Source organism: Stenotrophomonas sp. AGC87 (assembly GCF_057333975.1).
This window is the reverse complement of record NZ_JBHFHW010000010.1, coordinates 146,793-160,462: the sequence shown is the minus strand read 5'-3', so window position 1 is coordinate 160,462 and position 13,670 is coordinate 146,793. Positions and strand designations below refer to the sequence as shown.

11 protein-coding genes and 1 tRNA gene are annotated in these 13,670 nt (G+C 66.2%); 1 reads left to right on the top strand and 11 read right to left on the bottom strand.

The window, feature by feature from the left end; all coding sequences use genetic code 11:
- Window positions 1-20: 20 nt before the first annotated feature.
- Both ACE026_RS05020 and ACE026_RS05015 read right to left on the bottom strand, forming a co-directional pair.
- Window positions 21-1,166, bottom strand: a complete 1,146-nt coding sequence (locus ACE026_RS05020) for an alpha/beta hydrolase family protein (RefSeq protein WP_486038208.1) — start codon at window positions 1,164-1,166, stop codon at window positions 21-23.
- 123 nt (window positions 1,167-1,289) lie between these two features.
- Complete coding sequence (locus ACE026_RS05015; protein WP_486038207.1) at window positions 1,290-2,216, bottom strand: LysR family transcriptional regulator; 927 nt, start codon at window positions 2,214-2,216, stop codon at window positions 1,290-1,292.
- A 140-nt stretch (window positions 2,217-2,356) separates the two neighbouring features.
- On the opposite strand from ACE026_RS05015, the gene ACE026_RS05010 reads away from it, so the two are divergent.
- Window positions 2,357-3,058, top strand: coding sequence for a pirin family protein (locus ACE026_RS05010; protein WP_486038206.1), 702 nt, complete (start codon window positions 2,357-2,359; stop codon window positions 3,056-3,058).
- Between the two features lie 57 nt (window positions 3,059-3,115).
- Here the strand turns inward: ACE026_RS05010 and ACE026_RS05005 are convergent, their stop codons facing one another.
- The 9 genes from ACE026_RS05005 to lexA all read right to left on the bottom strand — a co-directional run bounded on the left by ACE026_RS05005 (window position 3,116) and on the right by lexA (window position 13,571).
- Window positions 3,116-5,254 carry a TonB-dependent siderophore receptor gene (locus ACE026_RS05005; protein WP_486038290.1) on the bottom strand — a complete coding sequence of 713 codons (2,139 nt, stop codon included), beginning with the start codon at window positions 5,252-5,254 and terminating at the stop codon, window positions 3,116-3,118.
- 293 nt (window positions 5,255-5,547) lie between these two features.
- Window positions 5,548-6,696 (bottom strand): aldo/keto reductase, encoded by a 1,149-nt coding sequence (locus ACE026_RS05000; protein WP_486038205.1) that lies wholly within the window; start codon window positions 6,694-6,696, stop codon window positions 5,548-5,550.
- 113 nt (window positions 6,697-6,809) lie between these two features.
- Window positions 6,810-7,451, bottom strand: a complete 642-nt coding sequence (locus ACE026_RS04995; RefSeq protein ID WP_486038204.1) for an ankyrin repeat domain-containing protein — start codon at window positions 7,449-7,451, stop codon at window positions 6,810-6,812.
- Between the two features lie 343 nt (window positions 7,452-7,794).
- Window positions 7,795-7,887, bottom strand: a tRNA-Ser gene (locus ACE026_RS04990).
- An 81-nt stretch (window positions 7,888-7,968) separates the two neighbouring features.
- Window positions 7,969-8,172: a carbon storage regulator CsrA gene (gene csrA / locus ACE026_RS04985; protein ID WP_019183311.1), complete on the bottom strand. Its 204-nt coding sequence runs from the start codon at window positions 8,170-8,172 to the stop codon at window positions 7,969-7,971.
- A gap of 145 nt (window positions 8,173-8,317) precedes the next feature.
- Window positions 8,318-10,966, bottom strand: a complete 2,649-nt coding sequence (gene alaS / locus ACE026_RS04980) for an alanine--tRNA ligase (RefSeq protein ID WP_486038203.1) — start codon at window positions 10,964-10,966, stop codon at window positions 8,318-8,320.
- Window positions 10,967-11,073: 107 nt separating this feature from the next.
- Window positions 11,074-11,565 (bottom strand): recombination regulator RecX, encoded by a 492-nt coding sequence (recX, locus tag ACE026_RS04975; RefSeq protein WP_486038202.1) that lies wholly within the window; start codon window positions 11,563-11,565, stop codon window positions 11,074-11,076.
- 110 nt (window positions 11,566-11,675) lie between these two features.
- On the bottom strand, window positions 11,676-12,716 hold the full coding sequence (gene recA, locus ACE026_RS04970; protein WP_123728917.1) for a recombinase RecA: 1,041 nt from the start codon (window positions 12,714-12,716) through the stop codon (window positions 11,676-11,678).
- A 204-nt stretch (window positions 12,717-12,920) separates the two neighbouring features.
- Entirely contained in the window at window positions 12,921-13,571 is a 651-nt protein-coding gene (gene lexA / locus ACE026_RS04965; protein ID WP_486038201.1) for a transcriptional repressor LexA, read from the bottom strand.
- Window positions 13,572-13,670 lie beyond the last annotated feature (99 nt).

Here is a 13,670-nt window from a genome sequence, read left to right as displayed (position 1 = left end):
CCCCCCCCACTACCGGGAGGTCACCCCTGCGGTGCGTGCGCCTGCACCGCCCGCATCGCCATGAGATCCGCTTCGCCCGGCAGTTCCGGCGCCGGGCAGTCACCGCCGGCATGGGCGTCGTGCGCCAGCCAGTCATCCACCACACCGCCCAACAGATCCACGCGCAGCGGCAGGGTGATGTGGTCTTCGCCCCGCATCTCGATGTAGTGCACGCGCGGGCTGGCAGCAGCCAGACGACGGCCCTGCCCGACCGGCACATGCTGATCATCCTGGCCATGCAGCAGCAGTACGCAGGTACGGCTGTCGGCCAGCGCGCGGGTGACATCGACGCGGTCCAGGTCCAGATCCAGACGCTGGCTGGCGGCGGCGATCACCTGGTCGATATCCTGCCCGCCATAGCGCCAGCGCCCATAGGCGGCCATGGCCTGCGCCTTCCACGCCGTCGGCTGCAGCGACATCAGGTGCGGGATCATGCTGCGGATCGCATCGCCGGCATTGGCGAAGGACTCCATCGCCACCACGCCGGTGACCTGGTCGCCCAGCTTGTCGGCGGTGAACAGCGCGGTGGCTGCACCGTAGGAGACGCCGAACAGATACAACGGCCCGACCACCTCCCCGCGCGCCCTCAGCGCGGCGATGACATCGACCACGTCATCGGATTCGAACGTGCCGTAACCGGACGGGCCGGCGCCGGAATGGCCGTGATTGCGCAGGTCGATGGTGACCACGCGGTAGCCCGACTGCGCCAACTGCAGCGACCACGGCAGCATCGCATCACCGTTCATCATCCAGCCGTGCAACAGCACCACCGTGCCGCGCGGCGCTTGGGGCTGGAACGGATGCGGCAGGTCCAGCGCCATGCCGGTGCGCAGCGGCTCGCCGTTGTCATGGTGCTGGGGCAGGTAGTGGTAGCGCACCCCGTACTGGCCCGGGTCGAAGGCCCGCCAGAAGATCGGCACGCCCGCGCGGCCGGTCACGAGACCATGCCGGCTGGGGACGCTGTCCACCGCGTCGGCGATGCGCGCGGTGTCCAGCAGCGTGGACACGCCACCGGGGGCGATCAGCCGATCGCTCAGCGAGGTGGAGGCAGCGGTGGAGGTCAAGGAGGAGCACGCAGCCAGCCACAGGCCAGCCCCGGCCAGCAGCAACAGCAGCAAGCGCTTCATGGGCAGAGTCGTAAAAACCAAACGAGTCGGGCAGGTTACCGATCCGCTCCGCGCCGCTCTATCGCATCCGTATGACCATCCCATGACAGCCAGGCCACGATTCAGGTTGGCCCCGGCGGCTGGCTAGCCCAGCCAGCCTTCCATCGTTGGCCACCAGCCCGCCAACACCGCCGGCCGCTGCATGCGCTCACGCCACCACTTCAGCGCGGCCCCCTCCTCACCGGTGCGCCAGGCCAGCCAGAACGTCTCGTCCGGCTTGGGCTCTTCAACCTGCTTGATCACCAGCCGGCCCTGCGCCACCGCCCGCTGCACGTATGGCTCGGGCAGGAAACCGAAACCGAGCCCGGCACATTGCAGGCGGAACTTGCTGACCATGTCCGGCACGGTGACGGTCTCCTGCCCCATCAGCAGCCCGACCGTGCGCGGCAGCAGCCGCCGCGCCGAATCGGCCACGGCGATCGCGCAGTGGGCGGCGAGCTGCTCACGGCCCAGCGGCTCGGACGCGGCTGCCAGCGGATGCGAGGGCGCCACTGCGAACACGAAACGCACCACGCCCATCGGCTCGACCACATAGCCCCCGCCACTGGGCCCCTCGCCCGCCGCGCCGACCAGCAGGTCCGCGCGCCGGTCCAGCAGTGCCTCCCAGGTGCCTGACAACGATTCACTGATCAGCCGCATCCGGGTCTGTTCGGCCACCGCAGTGAACGCGCGCACGTCCTCGGCCAGCAGCGCCGGCACGAACATCGAATCGACCGCCACGGTCAACTCCGCTTCCCAGCCGGACGCCACCCGCCGCACCCGCATCTCCAGCTCCCGCGCCGCCCGCAGCAGATGGCGCCCCTCCTCCAGCAACGCTTCCCCGGCCGGGGTAAGGTGCGCGCGCGGGCCGACCCGATCAAACAGCTGCACGCCCAGGTCCTCCTCCAGCTTGGAGACCGTGTAGGAGATGGTCGAGGGCACCTTGTGCAGGGCCTTGCCGGCTGCGGCGAACGAACCACGGCGGTCGATGGCATCCAGGATCTGCAGGGCGTCGAGGCTGAGCTTGAGCATTCGAATTTTTCGATGATGGCTTGCAAAACTATCCGTTTTTCAACGCGCCGGAGCAAGCGGATACTGGCCGCAACAGGAAAGGGAACGGCAGCGACCGCCCGGACCGCCATCGAAACCATCGAACACCGAGGAGATTCACCATGCTGCAGATCCGCAAGAGCAACACCCGTGGCAAGGCCGACCATGGCTGGCTGAACTCCATGCACACCTTCTCATTCGCCAATTACTACGACCCGCGCTATACCAGCTTCGGCCCGCTGCGGGTGATCAACGAAGACCGCGTGCAGGGCGGCCAGGGTTTCGGCACGCACAGCCACAGCAACATGGAGATCATCTCCTACGTGCTCGGCGGCGCACTGGAGCACAAGGATTCGATGGGCACCGGTTCGGTGCTGCGCTACGGCGATGTGCAGCGCATGAGCGCCGGCAGCGGCGTCAGCCACAGCGAGTTCAACCACTCGGCCGACGAGGCGGTGCACTTCCTGCAGATCTGGCTGTTCCCCGATCAGGAGAACATCACCCCGAGCTACCAGGAAACGCATTTCGCGCCGGAAGCCAAGCGTGGCCAGCTGCGCCTGATCGCCTCGCGCGATGGCCGTGACGGCTCGCTGCTGATCCACCAGGACGCCAACATCTACGCCACGATCCTGGACGGTGACGACCGCGTCCACCTGCCGCTGGCCCCGCGTCGCGGCGCCTATGTACAGGTGGCCCGCGGGCAGCTGCAGGTCAACGGCATCACCCTGGAGACCGGCGATGCGCTGCAGGTCAGTGACGAGGCGCAGCTGACGCTGGAAAACGCCAACGACGCGGAAGTCATCGTGTTCGAGCTGGCACTGTAACCCCCCGGCCTCAAACGCAGACACCCCGGTTGCCCGGGGTGTCGTTCGTTGCGTGGATCAGAATTTGTAGTTCAGCGTCAGCCGCACATTGCGCGGCTCGCCCCAGGTGTAGGTGCTGTACCAGCTGAAGATCGTGTAGTAGTGCTTGTCCAGCAGGTTGTTGACGTTGAGCGTCGCCGAGAGCTGATCGTTGAACTGGTAACGCGCCATGGCATCGAGCAGCCAGTAGGGCTCGGTGCGGTGGATCTGGCTTCCGCCAGTGGCAGGATTGGTGATGGTGCCGAACGTGCTGCCCTGCCAGCGCGCACCCCCGCCGACGCTCCAGCCGTCAGCCGCACCGGTGAGGCGGTAGCTGGTGTGCACGCTGAACTGATCTTCCGGTTCCAGCGTGGAGACCTTGGTGGACTGCTGCCGCGCGATCTTGTGCGCGTAGCCACCCTGGAGCTGCCAGCCCGGCGCAAGCTGGCCGGACACTTCCAGCTCATAACCCTTGGTGCGCACCCCCATCAGGCCTTCATAGGCGATCCCGCCGCTGGGCGTCCTGCCGCCGGTCGGCTGGGCGTAGTTATCCTGCTCCAGCTGGAACACCGCCGCACTGGCGTTGAGGCGACCCTCGTAGAACTCCGCCTTCAGGCCCGCTTCGTAGCTGCGCCCTTCCAACGGATCCAGCACCCGGCCCTGTTCGTCCTGGTTGCCCTGCGGCTTGAAGATGGTGCTGTAGCTGGCGAAGACGGAGAAGTTGCGGTTGAGGTCGTATACCAGGCCGGCATACGGCACGACCACACCGCTCTCGTCGGTATCCGGAGATTTATAGTTGGCGATGCGGCTGCCGACGATCAGCTTGAGCGGATCGGCCAGGTCGAAACGGCCCACGACATAGGCACCGCTTTCGCGGGTGACCTGATTGTCACCGTAGCCCCACTGCCAATCCGGCTCGGGCACATCGCCGGTCCAGGCGTAGTAGTTGGCCACGTCGCTCACGTAGCCCGGCTGCGGCGAGTAGCCGTTGTTGACCCAGCGTTTGCGCGACACGCTGCCACCGACCACCAGCTCATGCTGGCGGCCGAACCACTCGAACGTGCCGCTGACGTACAGATCGGCCGCGTTGCTGGTGGTCTTGCCGATGTACTGGCCCAGCCACATGCTCACGCCTTCACCGGTGACCGGATCCGGATTGCCACCGGCCGCCGCGCCCAGCGACGCGTCATAGCCGTTGACCTGGTGGTTGAGCTGCAGCTTGGCGACCCAGTCATTGGCGAAGGTGTGCTCCAGCGTGGCGAAGCCGGTGCGGGCGTACTGGCCCCAGCGGCTCCAGCGCGCGCCGTTGTTGAACGAGCGCGGCATGTCGTTGAAGTTGCCTGCACTGTCCAGCAACGGGATGCCGCCCCAGCTGGAGCCCTTGGGATCACTGTCCTGGTAATCGGCACCGACGGTCAGCAGCGTGCTCTCGCCGAGGTCGGCTTCGAGGATGCCGTAGAACACCTCATTGCTGCGCTGGTAATGGTCGGCATTGGAATGCTTGTCCTGGTAGGCACCCACGACGCGGCCGCGCACGCGGCCACTTTCAGTCAGCGGCCCGCCGACATCCACCTCGGCGCGATAGCTGTCCCACGAACCGACGCCCAGCGTGGCACTGCCGGCCAGTTCGCGGGTGGGCTTCTTGCGCACCAGGTTGATGGTCGCGCCCGGGTCGCCCATGCCGGTCAGCAGACCGGTAGCGCCCTTGAGCACTTCGATGCGGTCATAGATGGCCATATCGCTGAGCGTATTGCCGGCCGAGTACGCCGAATCACGCGCCATCGGGATGCCGTCGTACTGGAAGTTCTGCACCGCGAAGCCGCGCGCGTAGTACTCGGTACGCTCGCTGTCATAGGTAACGATGCTCACGCCCGGCGTGACCTTCATGACGTCATCGATGCCGTTGAGGCCGAAGTCGTTCATTTCCTGCCGCGTGATCACACTGATCGACTGCGGGGTCTGGCGCGGGCTGAGCACCAGGCGGGTGGCCGTGGCGATCGTACCGGGCGTGTAGGAATCACTGCCTTCGGTCACGGTGCCGAGCTGATTGGCGGTGACCTGCACGGTCTGCAGGGTCTGTGCGCCGTCCTTGGCAGGTGCGTCTGCCGCCAGCGCCTCTTCGGCCTGCACGGCCGAGGCGGACAGGGCCAGGCCCAGCACGCAGGCCATCGCCTGCATCAGCGGGGAGCGCGAGGGAACAGCACGACGGCGACCCGAATGGATCGGGGCAACACGGAACGGAACGACGGACACGGCAATGCCTCCAGGCAGGAAGGGACTCCTCTGGCGGCGGCTGGAGGGAACGAATGGGCGGCATGATGCCGCATCCGGGGCTATCGCGAAAGACTATGGCGGAAATGACACCTGGCGGGCCGTCCTGAAGACAGGTGCCGCCCCCTCTACAGGCGGGGCACCCACCAGAGCTCAGGGCGTGCCGATCAGCTCAAGCGCCCCCTGGTCCCGGAGCCGGCTCAGCCGCGCGGCACCGGCGCATCCGAGGCGATCAGCTTTTCCTGCTTGAGCTCAGCCCAGAAGGCACCCGGCACCGCCACGGACATGGAGGCGACATTGGCCAGCACCTGTTCCGGCGTACGCGCGCCCGGAATGACCGCCGAGACCACATCGGGTGCATCGGCGAACTGCAGGGCGGCCGTGCGCATATCCACACCGTGGCGATCGCAGATGGCCTGCACCTTCGCGCGCTTTTCCGGCGCCCACGACGGCACCTTGTCGTCGTACAGATACCGATCGCGGCCGGCCAGATAGCCGGCCAGCAGCGGCGAACCCACCACCACCGACGCACCGTGCGCAGCGATCTTCGGGAAGGTGTCATCCAGCGCCCGCTCGTGATCCAGAAGCGAGTACTGGCAGGCGAGCAGGAAGATGTCCGGGTCTGCCTCGGCCACCGCGCGCAGCGCCGGCTCAGGGCGGTTGACGCCGAAGCCCCAGGCTTTGATCAGCCCCTCCTCGCGCATGCGCGTCAATGCGGGCATCGCACCCTTGGCAGCTTCAGCGAAGCGCTGCTCCCACGGCATGCCGAGGTCTTTTTCGTTGTCCGGCGACAGGTCATGGATGAAGACCACGTCCAGCTGCGATACGCCGAGCCGATTCAGGCTGTCCTCCACCGACCGCCGCGCGCCGTCGGCAGAGTAGTCGTAGCGGTAATGGAATGGCGACGGGTTCTTCCACATCACGTCCTGCAACTCACCGGCGGTGGCCGTCAGCAGACGACCGACCTTGGTCGACAGCGTGTACTCACGCGCGGGATGGTTGTGAAGATGGTGGCCGTAGCGGCGCTCGCTCAGGCCAAGCCCGTACCACGGCGACGTATCGAAACAGCGCACCCCGGCCGCATACGCTGCGGCGAGGGTGGCTTCGCTCTGCGCATCGGTCGCAGCCGCAAACCCATTGCCGATCGCGACACCGCCCAGGCCCAGACGGGTCTGCGGACGATAGCGCCTGCCCTGCTGTGCGGGGTTGCCCGGCAAGGGCTTCGCCGAAGCCTGGCCGCGAGTGGGCAGGACGCTGCCCGGGCCGACCGACTGCGCCATCAATGGGGCAGCGGCGAACGCGGCAGTGCCGGCGGCGGCAACGGAAAGGAAGTGGCGACGTGCGTTCACGGCGACTCCTGCTTCTGCGGGGGAAGCGCACACCTTCGCAGAGGGGCGGTGCAGAGCATGCCTGTGGCGCGTCAAGGCGGCGGCAACATTGCGATGCCGGTGCGCGCGGGACCTCAGCCCTGACGCGCGCCTGCCGCAAGAAGCAGGGTCTCGATCTCGCGGTAGCCGCGCTGGCGTGCATGCTGCAGCGGGGTGACGCCGTCGCCGTCGGCCAGGTTCACGTCGGCCTTCGCGTCGATCAGCTTACGGACGATCTCGACATGCCGTGGGCCGCCATCGGCGAGGATGATCGCCTCGAGCAGGGCCGTCCACTTCAGGTTGTTGACGTGATCCACATCGACACCGGCTGCGATCAGCGTCGCCACGGTCTCCACGTGCCCGCGTTCGGCCGCCGGAATGAGTGCAGTGCCACCGTACCGGTTGGTGCTCTTCAGGTCCGCACCGGCCGCCAGGGTCGCGCGCAGGATTTCGAGATGCCCACGGGCACCGGCGTAGAGGTAGGGGCTGTCCTGGATCGCATCCTTGGCATTGACGTCGGCACCGGCCTGGATCAGCGCAAGCGCGGCCTCCACGTGGTTGTGGTGGGTCGCGGCCAGCAACGGGGTCGCCCTCGCCGCGCCGCGCGCATCTACCTGTGCCCCCTGCCCCAGCAGCGTGCGCACCGCCGCGGCATCGCCCTTTTCCGCCGCCCGATGCAGGCGCTCATCCAACGATGCGGCACTGACCGGCATGACCATGCCCATCAGCATGCTCATGACCACCCAACCACGGACCGACCTCCGTCCCATCGACATGTTCCTGCTCCTTGTACGGGCAGCACCCGGTGGGACGCCGCTGGACAACGACCGTAGCCGAGCCGCCGCGCCGGTACCAATGAAGATTGGGGATCGACGGCATGTGCCATCCGAATGTGGCGGCCGACGCGCGTTCCGCCGGTTTCATGCGACGCTGCGCGCCACATTCCTCACGGAAACGCATCGATCCGGATGGGCATCGGATCGAGGCCGTCTGCAAGCCGGTCGTTTGAACCGGATCGCACAAGCGGATCGCACAAAGAAAAAGGCCTCCGTACTTGCGTACGAAGGCCTTTTCTACAACTGGCGGAGCGGGAGGGATTCGAACCCTCGATAGAGTTTTAAGCCCTATACTCCCTTAGCAGGGGAGCCCCTTCAGCCACTCGGGCACCGCTCCAGTGTTCTTGGTCCGCCGCTGCGATGAATCATCTCAGCGGGGGCGCGAATAATAACGTTTTCCGCGCCCTCAGGTAAAGCCTTAATCCGAAGAATTTTCACTTCCGGATGCATTCGGCTCATCGCCGCGCTGGATCCGCTGATAAATCTCTTCGCGGTGCACGGCCACGTCCTTCGGAGCGGTGATACCGATACGCACCTGGTTGCCCTTGACGCCGAGCACGGTCACGCTGACCGAGTCACCGATCATCAGGGTTTCGCCTACACGGCGAGTCAGGATCAACATTTGTTCAAGTCTCCAGGGGAACCGGTGGTGGCATTTCCCCACCGGCTTGGCGCCCCGGCAAGAGCGCCCCACGACAACGGGAAAAGATTCGCCATAGTACCGTCAGGCCTCCCGACCCATCAAGGAGCAGGAGGCTTCAGGCTGTTCAGATACGGGGGGTGACCCAGTCGACGACGGCGGCCAGTGCAGAAGCAAGGGCGGGCCCGTCCTCACCACCACCCTGGGCGAGGTCCGGGCGGCCGCCGCCCTTGCCCCCGATCTGACTGGCGATATGGGCCAACAGTTCCCCGGCCTTGACCTTGCCCATTGCGCTGCCGTTCACGCCGGCGACCAGGGCCGCCTTGCCGTCCTGGGTGCCGGCCAGCACGATCACCGCATCGCCAAGCTGCTGCTTGAGCCGGTCGATCGCATCGCGCAGCGCCTTGGCGTCGAAGCCTTCCAGACGCGCGGCCAGGATCTTGATGCCGTTGACCTCGACCGCAGCGCCACCGAGATCGGCGGTCGCACCGGCAGCCTGCTTGGCCTTGAGCGCCTCGAGCTCGCGCTCCAGCTTCTTCTGGCGCTCGCCGAGCTGGCGGATCTTGTCGACCACATCGCCGGCATTGCCGCCGAGCAGTGCCGCCGCTTCGCTCAGCTGGGCTTCTTCATGGGCCACGTAATCCAACGCGCCCTGCCCGGTGACCGCTTCGATACGACGCACGCCCGAGGACACACCGCCTTCGGAGGTGATCTTGAACAGACCGATGTCGCCGGTGCGCGAGACATGCGTACCGCCACACAGTTCGGTGGAGTAGTCGCCCATCTTCAGCACGCGTACGTGCTCGCCGTACTTCTCGCCGAACAGCGCCATCGCGCCGAACTCGAGCGCTTCCTGCATGCCCATGTTGTGGACTTCAGCGGCGTTGTTGGCACGCACCTGCTCGTTGACCTTGCGTTCGATGATCGCCAGGTCCTCGGCGCTGATCGGCGCGAAGTGCGAGAAATCGAAGCGCAGGCGATCGGGCGCGACCAGCGAGCCCTTCTGCTGCACATGGGTGCCCAGCACTTCGCGCAGGGCGGCATGCAGCAGATGGGTGGCCGAGTGGTTGAGGATGGTCGCGCCACGGCGCTGGCCATCGACCTGGCCGGACAGCACATCGCCGACCTTCAGGCTGCCCGCGGTGAGCTTGCCCACGTGCCCATGGAACTGGCCCGCGAACTTCTGGGTGTCGCTGACATCCACCTGCACGCCGGCGCCGGACAGGGTGCCGTTGTCACCGACCTGGCCACCGGATTCGGCGTAGAACGGGGTCTGGTTGGTCAGCACGATGACGTCGTCACCGGCTTGGGCGCGCTCCACCGGGCGGCCGTCCTTGAGGATGGCGACCACGGTAAGGTCGTCGGCCTGCAGGCGGTCATACCCAAGGAACACCGTGGGCTTGAGCGTGGCGACCAGATCGGCCGACAGGGTCACGCCGCCGCCGAACTTGCCGGCCGCGCGCGCAGTCTCGCGCTGGGTGTCCATCGCGGCGTTGAAGCCCTCGATGTCCACGATCAGGTCACGCTCGCGCGCGATGTCCTGGGTGAGATCGAGCGGGAAGCCGTAGGTGTCGTAGAGGCGGAACGCATCCGCGCCCGGGATCACGCCGTTGCTGACCTTTGCGGCCACGTCGTCGAAGATCTTCATGCCCGAATCCAGCGTTTCCGCGAAACGCTCTTCTTCGGCCTGCAGCGCGCGCACGACGGTGTCGACCTGCGCCGGCAGTTCCGGATAGGCCACGCCCATCTGCTCGACGAGGGTCGGCACCAGCTTGCTGAAGAACGGCTGACGCACGCCCAGCATCCAGCCATGGCGCAGCGCGCGGCGGATGATCCGGCGCAGCACATAGCCGCGGCCTTCGTTGGACGGCAGCACGCCATCCACGATCAGGAACGAGCAGGCGCGGATGTGATCGGCGATCACGCGCAGCGACTTGTTCTCCAGATCGGCCATGCCGGTCAGCTCGCTGGCCTTGCGGATCAGCGCCTGGAACAGGTCGATTTCGTAATTGGTGTGGACGTGCTGCAGGATCGCGGCCAGACGCTCCAGGCCCATGCCGGTATCCACGCACGGGGCCGGCAGCGGCACCAGGGTGCCATCGGGCTGGCGGTCGAACTGCATGAAGACCAGGTTCCAGATCTCGATGAAACGATCACCGTCTTCATCCGGCGAGCCCGGGGGGCCACCGGCGATGTGGTCACCATGGTCATAGAAGATTTCGGTACACGGGCCGCACGGGCCGGTTTCGGCCATCTGCCAGAAATTGTCCGACGCGAACGGCGCACCCTTGTTGTCGCCGATGCGCACGATCCGCTCTTCCGGAATGCCGACCATGTCGCGCCACAGCGCGTAGGCCTCGTCATCGGTCTGGTACACGGTGACCAGCAGGCGCTCGGCCGGCAGCTTCCAGACCTGGGTCAGCAGCTCCCAGGCCCAGGCGATGGCATCCTTCTTGAAATAATCGCCGAACGACCAGTTGCCCAGCATCTCGAAGAAGGTGTGGTGGCGGGCGGTGTAACCGACCTGGTCCAGATCGTTGTGCTTGCCACCGGCGCGCAGGCAGCGCTGGACGTCGGCCGCGCGCACATAGCTGCGCTTCTCGGCGCCAAGGAACACGTCCTTGAACTGCACCATGCCGGAGTTGGTGAACAGCAGGGTCGGATCATTGCCCGGCACCAGCGGCGCCGACGGCACGATCGTGTGGCCTTTGCCCTTGAAGAACTCAAGGAAATCGCTGCGGATCTGGGAGGTAGTGAATTTGACGGATGCGTTCATGGGGGGCTGGCTTTGTGCGGGCCGGTCAGTCCCTGGCACGCAGCCCCAATGGCCGGGTGTCAACTGCAGGACCGCCGAAACCACAAAGGGTATCAGGCCCGGGCCGCTCAGTCCTCCGGGTCGTAACGGGTGGCCTGGCGGATGCTGTCACCGGGGAACCCCCGGCGGGCCAGAAGATCGGCGGCTTTGCGCCGCGCAGGCAGTTCCTGCGGGCCGGCGTCGCCGAAACGGCGGCAGACCAGGTCGCGGGCGTTTTCGGTCCAATCGCCTTCGAAGGTGTCCATGGCGGCGGCGATCTGGTCGCTGTCCAGCCCATGCGTGCCCAGTTCGGCGCGGATGTGGATCGGCCCATAGCCAGTGTTGGCCCGGATCCGGACCAGATTCTCGGCAAAGCGGGTGTCATCCTGCCAACCGGCCTCGGCCAGCTTGCCGACCGCGGCTTCGGCGGCCTCGTGCTCGATGCCGCGGGCCTGCAGTTTGCGGGTCAGCTCTTTACGCGAATGCTCGCGGCGCACCAGCAGCCCCAACGCCCGCTGGACCGGCGTCTGTTCCTGGACACGGCGCTTGCGCCGGGGTGCGGGGGCTTCGGAGTCTTGCATGGCAGCGGTCCATTACAGTGCGCCGTCCTTGGCGCCATCCCGTCGGGGATTCTTGAAACTGCAGGCCAGGGCGAGCGTCACTGACGGCGCTGCCCTGCCCCGCAGGAAACTCACTCGGCGTCGTCTTCAGCCTCGTCGCCGCCTTCACGCACGGCTTCTTCCGGCTGGAACTTCTCGCGCAACTCGGCTTCCAGACGCTGGGCAATCTGCGGGTTGTCGCGCAGATAGCCGCGGGCGTTGTCCTTGCCCTGGCCGATGCGCTCTTCGCCGTAGCTGTACCAGGCGCCAGCCTTCTCGACCAGCTTGGCTTCCACGCCCATGTCGATCAGTTCGCCTTCGCGGCTGATGCCTTCGCCGTACAGGATCTCGGTGATGACCTGCTTGAACGGGGGCGCCAGCTTGTTCTTGACCACCTTGATCTTGGTCTGGTTGCCGATGATCTCGTCGCCCTTCTTGATCGCGCCGATACGGCGGATGTCCAGGCGGACCGAGGCATAGAACTTCAGCGCGTTGCCGCCGGTGGTCACTTCCGGGCTCTGGCCCGGCATCATGACGCCGATCTTGTGGCGCAGCTGGTTGATGAAGACCACCAGGGTGTTGGAGCGCTTGATGTTGCCGGTCAGCTTGCGCAGCGCCTGACTCATCAGACGGGCCTGCAGGCCCGGCAGCTGGTCGCCCATTTCGCCTTCGATTTCGGCCTTGGGGGTCAGCGCGGCGACCGAGTCGACCACCACGATGTCCACCGAGCTGGAGCGCACCAGCATGTCGGCGATTTCCAGCGCCTGCTCACCGGTATCGGGCTGCGAGAGCAGCAGGTCGTCCACGTTGACGCCCAGCTTGGCGGCGTAGATCGGATCCAGCGCGTGCTCGGCATCGATGAAGGCCGCAGTGCCGCCCTTCTTCTGGCATTCGGCGATCGCCTGCAGGGTCAGGGTGGTCTTGCCCGAGGATTCCGGACCGTAGATCTCCACGACACGACCCTTGGGCAGGCCACCGATACCGAGAGCGATATCCAGCATCAGCGAACCGGTGGGGATGACCTCGACCGCTTCGACGACGCGGTCGCCCATGCGCATCACGGCGCCCTTGCCGAACTGCTTTTCGATCTGGCTCAGCGCGGCGGTGAGGGCGCGCTTTTTGTTTTCGTCCATCGGAGTGGTCCTTGCAGAGGTCGTATCGGTGGAGGTGCTGTCTTTGGAAGTCTTCTTGGCCATGGGTTCACTTTAAGGCTGGCGTATCGCACGGGCTGAGATTCTGCCCGGCGTTCGGAAAAAAATTATCGGACATCCGTACCAACCTCAGCAAAACCAGAGATGTGCCACAAAAGACCGCGCGTGATTCAAGGGGGAACAGGGTCAGCGGTTGGGCCGCAGCAACCCGCAATAGAGGCCTTCGATGGCGAAGTCCTGGTCGGGCAGCACTTCGATCGGTTTGTAATCGGGGTTGCGCGGCAGCAGGCGGATCCGGTCCTTGCCCATCTTCAGCAGCTTGACCGTGATCTCGTCATCGATGCGGGCCACCACGATCTGGCCGGAGCGGGCGTCGCGGGTGCGGTGCACACCGATCAGGTCGCCGTCGAAGATGCCTTCGTCGATCATCGAATCGCCCTGCACCTTCAGCAGGTAGTCCGGCGCGGGCGAGAAGAACACCCGGTCGAGCACCACGAAGTCATCTGAGCCGATATCCGCGCCGATCGGCAGACCGGCCGCGCCCCGGCCCCGCACCGGCAGGCGCAGGACGTGGTCCGGCAACGCCGAGGCGGGCAGCGATTCTGGCAGGCCGTTCTGCAGTGCCGGCGCCTGGACCAGCCGGATGCCGCGGGCCTGGCCCGGGATGCGACGGATCGCCCCGGCCTGCTCCAGCGCTTCCAGATGGTACTGGGCCGCCCGGACGCCCTTGAAGCCGAACGCACGGGCGATTTCCGTCTGCGACGGCGGTGCGCCATCGGTCTCTATACGCTCGGCGATCAACTGCAGGATCGCCTGCTGGGTATCGGTCAGGTCCATGGTTAGTAGTATTACTACTAACGGTGCAGGCACGCAAGTGCCCGCAGAGAAAGAGCCCATAAAGGAAGGACTGTCCCGCAGCGGCCGAAGCCGCCAGCA

What these genes read in the sequence shown, in the direction of transcription:
- ACE026_RS05010 (WP_486038206.1), top strand. Translation starts at nt 2,357, where the DNA reads ATGCTGCAGATCCGCAAGAGCAACACCCGTGGCAAGGCCGACCATGGC.
- recX (WP_486038202.1), bottom strand. Translation starts at nt 11,565, where the DNA reads ATGCAAGACTCCGAAGCCCCCGCACCCCGGCGCAAGCGCCGTGTCCAG.
- ACE026_RS05015 (WP_486038207.1), bottom strand. Translation starts at nt 2,216, where the DNA reads ATGCTCAAGCTCAGCCTCGACGCCCTGCAGATCCTGGATGCCATCGAC.
- csrA (WP_019183311.1), bottom strand. Translation starts at nt 8,172, where the DNA reads ATGTTGATCCTGACTCGCCGTGTAGGCGAAACCCTGATGATCGGTGAC.
- ACE026_RS05005 (WP_486038290.1), bottom strand. Translation starts at nt 5,254, where the DNA reads ATGCAGGCGATGGCCTGCGTGCTGGGCCTGGCCCTGTCCGCCTCGGCC.
- alaS (WP_486038203.1), bottom strand. Translation starts at nt 10,966, where the DNA reads ATGAACGCATCCGTCAAATTCACTACCTCCCAGATCCGCAGCGATTTC.
- recA (WP_123728917.1), bottom strand. Translation starts at nt 12,716, where the DNA reads ATGGACGAAAACAAAAAGCGCGCCCTCACCGCCGCGCTGAGCCAGATC.
- ACE026_RS05020 (WP_486038208.1), bottom strand. Translation starts at nt 1,166, where the DNA reads ATGAAGCGCTTGCTGCTGTTGCTGCTGGCCGGGGCTGGCCTGTGGCTG.
- ACE026_RS04995 (WP_486038204.1), bottom strand. Translation starts at nt 7,451, where the DNA reads ATGAGCATGCTGATGGGCATGGTCATGCCGGTCAGTGCCGCATCGTTG.
- lexA (WP_486038201.1), bottom strand. Translation starts at nt 13,571, where the DNA reads ATGGACCTGACCGATACCCAGCAGGCGATCCTGCAGTTGATCGCCGAG.